This is a genomic window from Polaromonas sp. P1_F9 (assembly GCF_056405615.1).
This window is the reverse complement of sequence record NZ_JBFUBT010000012.1, coordinates 24,043-31,198: the sequence shown is the minus strand read 5'-3', so window position 1 is coordinate 31,198 and position 7,156 is coordinate 24,043. Positions and strand designations below refer to the sequence as shown.

5 protein-coding genes and 1 pseudogene are annotated in these 7,156 nt (G+C 58.6%); 3 read left to right on the top strand and 3 right to left on the bottom strand.

Going from position 1 to position 7,156, the window contains the following annotated elements:
- The 3 genes and pseudogenes from AC1DYR_RS22220 to AC1DYR_RS22210 all read left to right on the top strand — a co-directional run.
- A pseudogene (locus tag AC1DYR_RS22220) lies at positions 1 to 222 on the top strand (porin); the annotation flags it as partial.
- 111 nt (positions 223 to 333) lie between these two features.
- Entirely contained in the window at positions 334 to 1,464 is a 1,131-nt protein-coding gene (locus tag AC1DYR_RS22215; RefSeq protein ID WP_477706983.1) for an ABC transporter substrate-binding protein, read from the top strand.
- A 45-nt stretch (positions 1,465 to 1,509) separates the two neighbouring features.
- Positions 1,510 to 2,283 (top strand): IclR family transcriptional regulator, encoded by a 774-nt coding sequence (locus tag AC1DYR_RS22210; RefSeq protein WP_477706982.1) that lies wholly within the window; start codon positions 1,510 to 1,512, stop codon positions 2,281 to 2,283.
- A 33-nt stretch (positions 2,284 to 2,316) separates the two neighbouring features.
- On the opposite strand, the gene AC1DYR_RS22205 is transcribed toward AC1DYR_RS22210, so the two are convergent.
- The 3 genes from AC1DYR_RS22205 to AC1DYR_RS22195 form a co-directional block, all read right to left on the bottom strand.
- Positions 2,317 to 4,188 carry a CocE/NonD family hydrolase gene (locus tag AC1DYR_RS22205; RefSeq protein ID WP_477706981.1) on the bottom strand — a complete coding sequence of 624 codons (1,872 nt, stop codon included), beginning with the start codon at positions 4,186 to 4,188 and terminating at the stop codon, positions 2,317 to 2,319.
- A gap of 92 nt (positions 4,189 to 4,280) precedes the next feature.
- A complete protein-coding gene (locus AC1DYR_RS22200; RefSeq protein ID WP_477706980.1) occupies positions 4,281 to 5,834 on the bottom strand; it encodes an ABC transporter substrate-binding protein in 1,554 nt (517 codons plus the stop codon).
- Positions 5,835 to 6,138: 304 nt separating this feature from the next.
- Complete coding sequence (locus tag AC1DYR_RS22195; protein ID WP_477706979.1) at positions 6,139 to 7,137, bottom strand: aldo/keto reductase; 999 nt, start codon at positions 7,135 to 7,137, stop codon at positions 6,139 to 6,141.
- Positions 7,138 to 7,156: the final 19 nt, after the last annotated feature.

The following is a 7,156-nucleotide window of genomic DNA, read 5'->3' as shown; positions in this document are numbered from 1 at the left end:
TCCTGGGACATCACGCCCAGCAGCAAGGTCATGGCCAACTACATCCGCAAGGATGTGCAGAGCGATCCTGCGGCCAAGCTCAAGCGTTTCCAGGCGGGCTATTCCTACAAGATGAGCAACCGCACTTCGCTGTACGCCTTCTACGACCGGAACGATCCCAACAACCGCGTCGCCAATGACGTGATCCGTGTTTACGGGGTTGGCATTCAGCACAACTTCTGAGCGCCAGGAGCTGGCGTAGCTAACCGGTACGCAAAGCCCGCCTCCGGCGGGCTTTTGTCATGGATAACAGGAACGCCTTAGACAGGCTCCATCATTTTGGAAAGCATGGGTATGTCACTTAAACATTGGATCAGTACAGGCATTCTGGGAACAGTTTGTGTCGTTGCCTCATCCGCTCCGCAAGACATCGTGATAGGCCAGATCGGCCAGCTTAAAGATCCGAATTCCGCGGCAAGCCAGGTGAAGGTGGGCGTGCAACTGTATTTTGATGTCATCAACGAACGGGGCGGCGTTAACGGGGCGAAACTGAAACTTGTCACCAAAGACCGGGGACCGGACGGGCCGGACTCAGTGGAAAAAACACGGGAAATCATCCAGGAAGAAAAGCCTGTTGCATTGATCGGATTTTCTGGAACTGCGCCTGTTGAAGCGCTGGTTCAGGAGAAGGTGCTGGCTGCGGCCGGCATCCCTTTGGTAGGGCCACGAACGGGCGCCGTGTCGCTTCATCAACCGGTGAACCCCTGGATTTTTCACACACGCGCCAACTATGCCCAGGAGGTGCAAAAGATTGTGTCCCACATGAACATCATCGGTCACAAGCGCATCGCGGTTCTCTACGAGAAGAGTCCGTTTGGCATTGAAGGTTACGACCGGGCTCTACACGCGATCAAGGGGAAGAACCTTCAACTCTCCGGTAGTGCAAGCTACGAATACGGCACGACCAATGTCAGTGAAGCGGTCGCTACGATTCTCAAGGCCAAACCCGACGCGGTTATTTCCGTGGCGACGAGTACCGCAACCGCCGAGTTCTACAAGAATTTTCGCCAGGGCGGAAGTTCGGCGTTTGTCGTCGCCCTTTCTGTCACCGACGGTGCCGCCGTCGTGAAAAGAATCGGCAAACAGGCCGCCTACGGGCTGGGCATAGCGCTGGTGGTGCCCGATCCCTCCAGCAAAACTTCCACACTTATCAGGGAGATGCAGGAGGACCACAAGAAATTTGGCGTCCCGGGGTCTGATTTGAACCTGGCAGTGACCGAAGGCTACATTGCGGCCAAGGTGCTGACCGAAGGCCTGAAACGCGCCGGACCGAATCCCACTTCCGCAAAACTGAAACGTTCCCTGGAGTCATTGAGGGATTTAAATCTCGGCGGATTCTCCATCAACTTTTCTCCGACGAATCACTCGGGCTCGACTTTTGTCGACGTCGTCGTACTGGGCCCTGACGGTAGAATGCTTCGCTAAGACAAACACGCCCGCTGAGTGGAAATTCAGCGGCAGAAAAAGGCAATGGACTATAACGTAGCGTCGGTAGATGAGGCACTCGGCTTATTGATGCTTGTGGCACAAAACCCCGGCTTGGGCGTGACCGAGCTTTCCAAAAGATCTGAAATTACCAAAGCCAGGGCGTTCCGCCTTTTGAGCACGCTGGAGCGGCGCGGTTTCGTGCAGCGATCGGGTGACGCGGCCACTTACCATCTCGGCTACAACGCATTGCTTGTGGGGTTGGCTGCCGACGAACAGGTCAGCCTGGTCAGGCAGGCCAGCAAGTATCTTCAGCAGCTGGCCAGCAAATTCAACGAGATTGTCCAGATCCGTGTCCGTGACGGCTTTGAATCCGTCTCTGTGGCCCGATGGGACTCTACGCACGATGTGCGCATCCACGGGTCCGTCGGCATGAGGCGGCCTCTTCATGGCGGTGCTTCGGGCAAAGTCCTGCTGGCCTATGCCCCCACAGAGTTTCTGAACGAATTTTTCGCGCAGGACTTTCAGAAGTTCACGCCCAACACCATCGTTCAACGCGCCAAATGGAACGAGGAGCTGATCAAGATCCGCAAGCAGGGTTACGCCACTTCCCTGGGCGAAATCACGAATGAGGTGCTTTCCGTGGCGGCACCGGTGCGCGACGGCACATCAAAAGTCATCGCCGCCATGGCGATCTCCATTCCTTCAAGCCGCATCACGGCCAAAGGGCTGGAGAAGCTGGCCAAGCCGCTGTGCGCGGCGGCCTACGACCTTTCGGTTGAGCTCGGATACCGTCGCTCCGACGCCTCTGCCGATTAGCGACAGCGCACCTGGCGTGGTGCGCTGTAGCCGTTATTGAGAACGCTTCGGGATCACTGGAAGCACCACATGCGATGGATGCTGGCTGCTCATGTACACCTTGTTGAGCGCCGTTCTGCTCGTCGTTGCCTGCGCCTCAGGATCCCCGGTGTTCGGGTTGACGTCAAAGTGCGGGAAGTTGCTGCTCGAAATGTCTACCCGGATGCGATGCCCCGCCTTGAACAGGTTGCTTGTCGGAAACGCCTCAATGCGGATGGGGTACACCGTTCCTGGCGTCATCAATTCCGGGTGCTCCCATGAGTCCCTGTACCTCACCCGCAGAATTCCGTCGGTGAGGTTCATGGCGAAACCCTTTGGGTAGTCTTCGCTTTGCGGATACACATCGACCAGCTTGACGGTGAAATCCGTGTCCGGGCAGTCGGAGGATATCCACAAGTTCGCCACCACCGGCCCTGTAATCTCGACATCCTCCACCAGCGGTTCGGTCGAAAAGGCAAGCACATCTTCACGGTCGGTCAGTGGGTAAAACGGTTCTGCGCAACCAAAGAAGCGCTCATCGGTCGTCTGGTCAAATGCGCCAGCCAGTATTCCGGGCGGACGTGAAACCACGCTGCCGCCCAAGGTGGGAACCGGATTTTTGGGGTCAAACCGGTACGCCAACGCGCCGTGATGTCTTTCTGGAAGAGAGAGGGACAGCGAACGATCAACGTGAAGATGGTAGGGCGTCCACCGCGTATCCGGAATCGGCCAGTCCTGCTCGGAGCGCCAGGTTCCGCCGTGGTCAAGACGCCCCTCGCTGTTTTTTCTGCCGGAGCCGCCACCCATCACGAACAGCCTCACGGTGGCGTTGTCTTCAGCGGCCGGAAGGCCTTTGAGCCAGTGGTCAAACCATTTGAGCCTTGCCTCAAGAAAGCTTGCGGCAGCGTGTTGGCCAAAAGTGGATTTTTCACCGAAATCCACATCGCCCGAATAGGTCAGCCACCTATTTCCGTGCACCCACGGACCAAAAACGAGCTTTACCGGAGCGCCGATTTTCTTGAGGCTGACGTAATTTTCGGCTGCGGTGCGCGTATAGACGTCATACCAGGAAGACATATGGACTGTCGCCACATTCTTGAGGTGATGGTAGAACCCCTCCGCATAAATTCCGGGCTGCTTCCAGTACGCATCGAACGTACCACGCTCCCATTGATCGAAGAGAAACTCTTCATATTCCGGTGCTTCCGAAAGCGGTGAGTTTCCACGGCGCCATGGCATTCTTCTGAACCAGTCATCGACGTCGATATTCTTCAGGGTGCTGGCGACGGCCGTATTTTCCGATCGCTGGGCAATGCTCGATGCAAAGAGAACGGCCCACGCGGCCTGCTTCAACTCATATGCCCCCCCCTGCCGGATGCCGCTCTGATAGCCATTTGAAAACCCCCCGGAGTCGACATACATGGCCAGCAAGCCAGGTGCGCCGGTAGACGCCAGAGCCATTTGCGTATGTGCCGCATAGGAAAGGCCCTTGGTTCCAATCCTGCCGTCGGACCAGGGCTGCCGCACGATCCAGTCACAGGTGTCATGGCCGTCGTTGGCCTCGCTCAGATACTTCGTGAATGTTCCTTCGGACCCGTATCTGCCGCGGCAATCCTGGTACACAACGATATAGCCCTGGGCTACAAAATACGTTGCCACCTCTTCACGTGACATGGGGCGCGTGCTCCCCGGTTCGCGTTCTGTGCGGCTTTCAAGGTGCTTCCCATAGGGAGTGCGCTCCATGATGACCGGGAGTGGTTTCGGCTCTTCTCCCGCCTCTTGTCTCGGGCGATATATATCGGTCGAGAGCCTTACACCGTCCCTCATCGGCACCATCACATTGCGTTCAATCACCACAGCAAGATTGCTGAACGTCGAGTCTTTCATTGATTACCCTGGTTCGGCTCGGATTGGCGCGCCACCGGTGCTGACACCAGCACCGGTGACCCCCTCACCTCACCCCTATTCGTTGATCTGTTTTACTTCGAAGCTGCGTCCTTGATGCCGCTGGCTACCGTGTAGCCGTCACTTCGCGGGACCATGCTCAGGCCCTTGCGCAGTCCCCATGCTGCCTTCGCGTTATGCACCGGTACGATGGCAACATCCTCCGCGGCAAGCCTTGCGGCCGTGCGCTGCAGCTCTTCGCGCTCCTTTTCATTCAGCGTTTTTGACGCGGAGCGGATCGCCGCGTCAAACTCCTTGTTGCTGTACCGGCCGTAGTTGTTGGCTCCTGTACCCAAGGCCTTGTCAAAGGTGTGGACAACGGCGGTGTACGGCTCCAGCGAATCACCGAGGATCGCACCAATGCCAAACATGGCCAGGCTGAACTCGGGCTCACCGCCGGCCCCGCCGCTTGTCGCCCGGGTAACGAAGTTGGCGTAGGGGAGTGTCCTTGCGTCGGTCTTTATTCCCACCTGGGTCAACATCTGGGCGATTGCTTCGCAGACCCGTGCGTCGTTGAGGTACCGGTCATTGGTGCAATGCAAAACCACCCTGAATCCGGATGGGTAGCCGGCCTCGGCCAGCAAGGCTTTGGCGCGCGCCGTGTCTCCGGGCTGAAGCTTGAGCGCAGGCTCGTACCCGAAGAAGCCGGCCGGAACAATTTGCGTCGCCGGTTCCGCATCGCCTTTCATGACGAACTTGTTAATGGCGTCCCTGTTAATGGCCACCGCGATCGCCTGGCGCACGCGTTTGTCCTGGAACGGATTCCTGGCCAGCGGTTTACCGTCATTACCGGCGACATAAGGTGAAACCTGGCGGAACTGGTCCATGTGCAGGTGGTTGAACATGTAGGACGTTGTGGAAACCACAGACACCTTTTCGCTCTTCTTCAAGGTGTCGCTCAAACCGCCGGCAGCTCCGTCAATGACATCGACACTGCCGCCCAGCATTGCCGCCGCTCTCGCCGGTTCTTTCGGGATGAATTGGTAAGTCACTTTTGACCAGGCCGGTTTTGTACCCCAGTACGCGTCATTGCGCGTCATGGTCACTTGCTGGCTTGGAATGAGCCCTGCGTACTTGAAAGGACCGGTTCCCACCGCCGCCTTTCCGCTCTCGAAGTCCGACTCCTTGATCTCCCCACCGCTTCCTTTCGGGAGAATGGCCACGATGCCCACGTTTTCAGGCAGCGTGGGTGCGGATTCTTTCGTCTTGATGATGACCGTCAGCGGGTCCTGCACCCGGACGCTGTCGATCGTCCTCAAGTAGGTCTTGTACGTTCGGGGGCCGGTCAGCGCCCTGGCCCTGTCGAGCGAGAACTTCACGTCGTTCGCCGTCATCGGTTCACCATTGTGAAATTTGACGCCGGGTCGCAACTTGAATTCCCATTGTTTGTCATCTATCGCCTTCCAGGACAAGGCCAGCTGAGGAATGGGACGCAGTTTTTCATCCTGGCCAATCAGCGAGTCGTAGACGTTCACCCAGACGCTGCGATTGGCGGCGCCCAGAACGTGGGGATCGGCAGAAGTGACTTCGGCCTTGAACCCGATCCGTAAATCGGCAGCTGACGTCATACCCGAAAGCGTCACAGCCACAGCAGCCGCCAGCAACCGGCGGGGACAAGTTAGTGCGATTCCCATTCTGAAGCTCCATGAAGTTAAGCCAGGCCTTCTACAGCAAGGCAAATACAAATGTATCGTTGAATGATACATCGTATTGTTGTACGATACAACAACTCCGGGATTTTCGCTGCACCGGCCTTACAGAATCATCAGGCGGCGAGGGACTTTTGACCAGAGGGAACATAGAACCGGGACGCTTCACGGAATAGAACTCTACGGCCCGGGCTCAGCGCAGGCGGAGCCCGCTGGCTTGCCCCCATAAGGATGTCAGCCTGTGTCACGCATTGACCGTACCCAGAAACGACGCTGGGTAGCGCAGTCCGGCGGCGGCGTCGGGCGGGAAGGCCTTGTCGAGCTGGACCAGCTCGGCCGGGCTCAGCGTGACGTCGAGTGCGGCGATGTTCTGGTCGAGGTAGCTGCGGCGCTTGGTGCCGGGGATGGGAATGATGTCGTCGCCCTGCGCCAGCACCCAGGCCAGCGCGACCTGCGATGCGGTGATACCTTTGGTTGCTGCCAGCTGCTTGACGACATCGACCAGTGCCAGGTTGCGCCTGAAGTTTTCTTCGGCAAAGCGGGGCGAGAACTTTCGGCGGTAGTCGTCGGCAGGCAGGTCTTCAGGCTTGCTGAAAGCGCCGGTCAGGAAACCGCGGCCCAGCGGTGAATAGGGGACAAGGGCCACGCCGTGCTCGCGGCAGGCGGCCAGGGCGCCGGTGACTTCGGGGTCGCGCGTCCACAGCGAATATTCACTCTGCAGCGCGGCGATGGGGTGCACCTTGCAGGCACGCGCCAGCGTGGCGGCCGAGGCTTCGGACAAACCCAGATAGCGCACCTTACCGGCTTTCACCAGCTCGGCCATGGCGCCGACGGTGTCTTCAATGGGCACGGTCTTGTCGACGCGGTGCTGGTAATAGAGGTCGATCTGGTCGATACCCAGACGCTGCAGGCTGGCGTCGCAGCTGGCCTTGACGTACTCGGGCCGGCCGTTGACGCCGCGGGCGCTTTCGTTGTTCGGATCTCGGGTGATGCCGAACTTGGTGGCGATGAACACGTCCTTGCGGCGGCCGGCGATGGCCTTGCCGATCAGCAGCTCATTGGTGTGCGGGCCGTAGATGTCGGCGGTGTCGAGGAAATTGAGGCCGCGGTCCAGCGCGTGGTGAAGGGTGGCGATGGACTCGGCGTCGTCGCGGTTGCTGTAGAAGTCGCTCATGCCCATGCAGCCGAGGCCGATGGCGGAGACTTGTGGGCCGTTGCGGCCGAGGGTGCGGGTTTTGATCATGGTGTGTTTGCGTTGGGTT

What these genes read in the sequence shown, in the direction of transcription:
- AC1DYR_RS22215 (WP_477706983.1), top strand. Translation starts at nt 334, where the DNA reads ATGTCACTTAAACATTGGATCAGTACAGGCATTCTGGGAACAGTTTGT.
- AC1DYR_RS22210 (WP_477706982.1), top strand. Translation starts at nt 1,510, where the DNA reads ATGGACTATAACGTAGCGTCGGTAGATGAGGCACTCGGCTTATTGATG.
- AC1DYR_RS22205 (WP_477706981.1), bottom strand. Translation starts at nt 4,188, where the DNA reads ATGAAAGACTCGACGTTCAGCAATCTTGCTGTGGTGATTGAACGCAAT.
- AC1DYR_RS22195 (WP_477706979.1), bottom strand. Translation starts at nt 7,137, where the DNA reads ATGATCAAAACCCGCACCCTCGGCCGCAACGGCCCACAAGTCTCCGCC.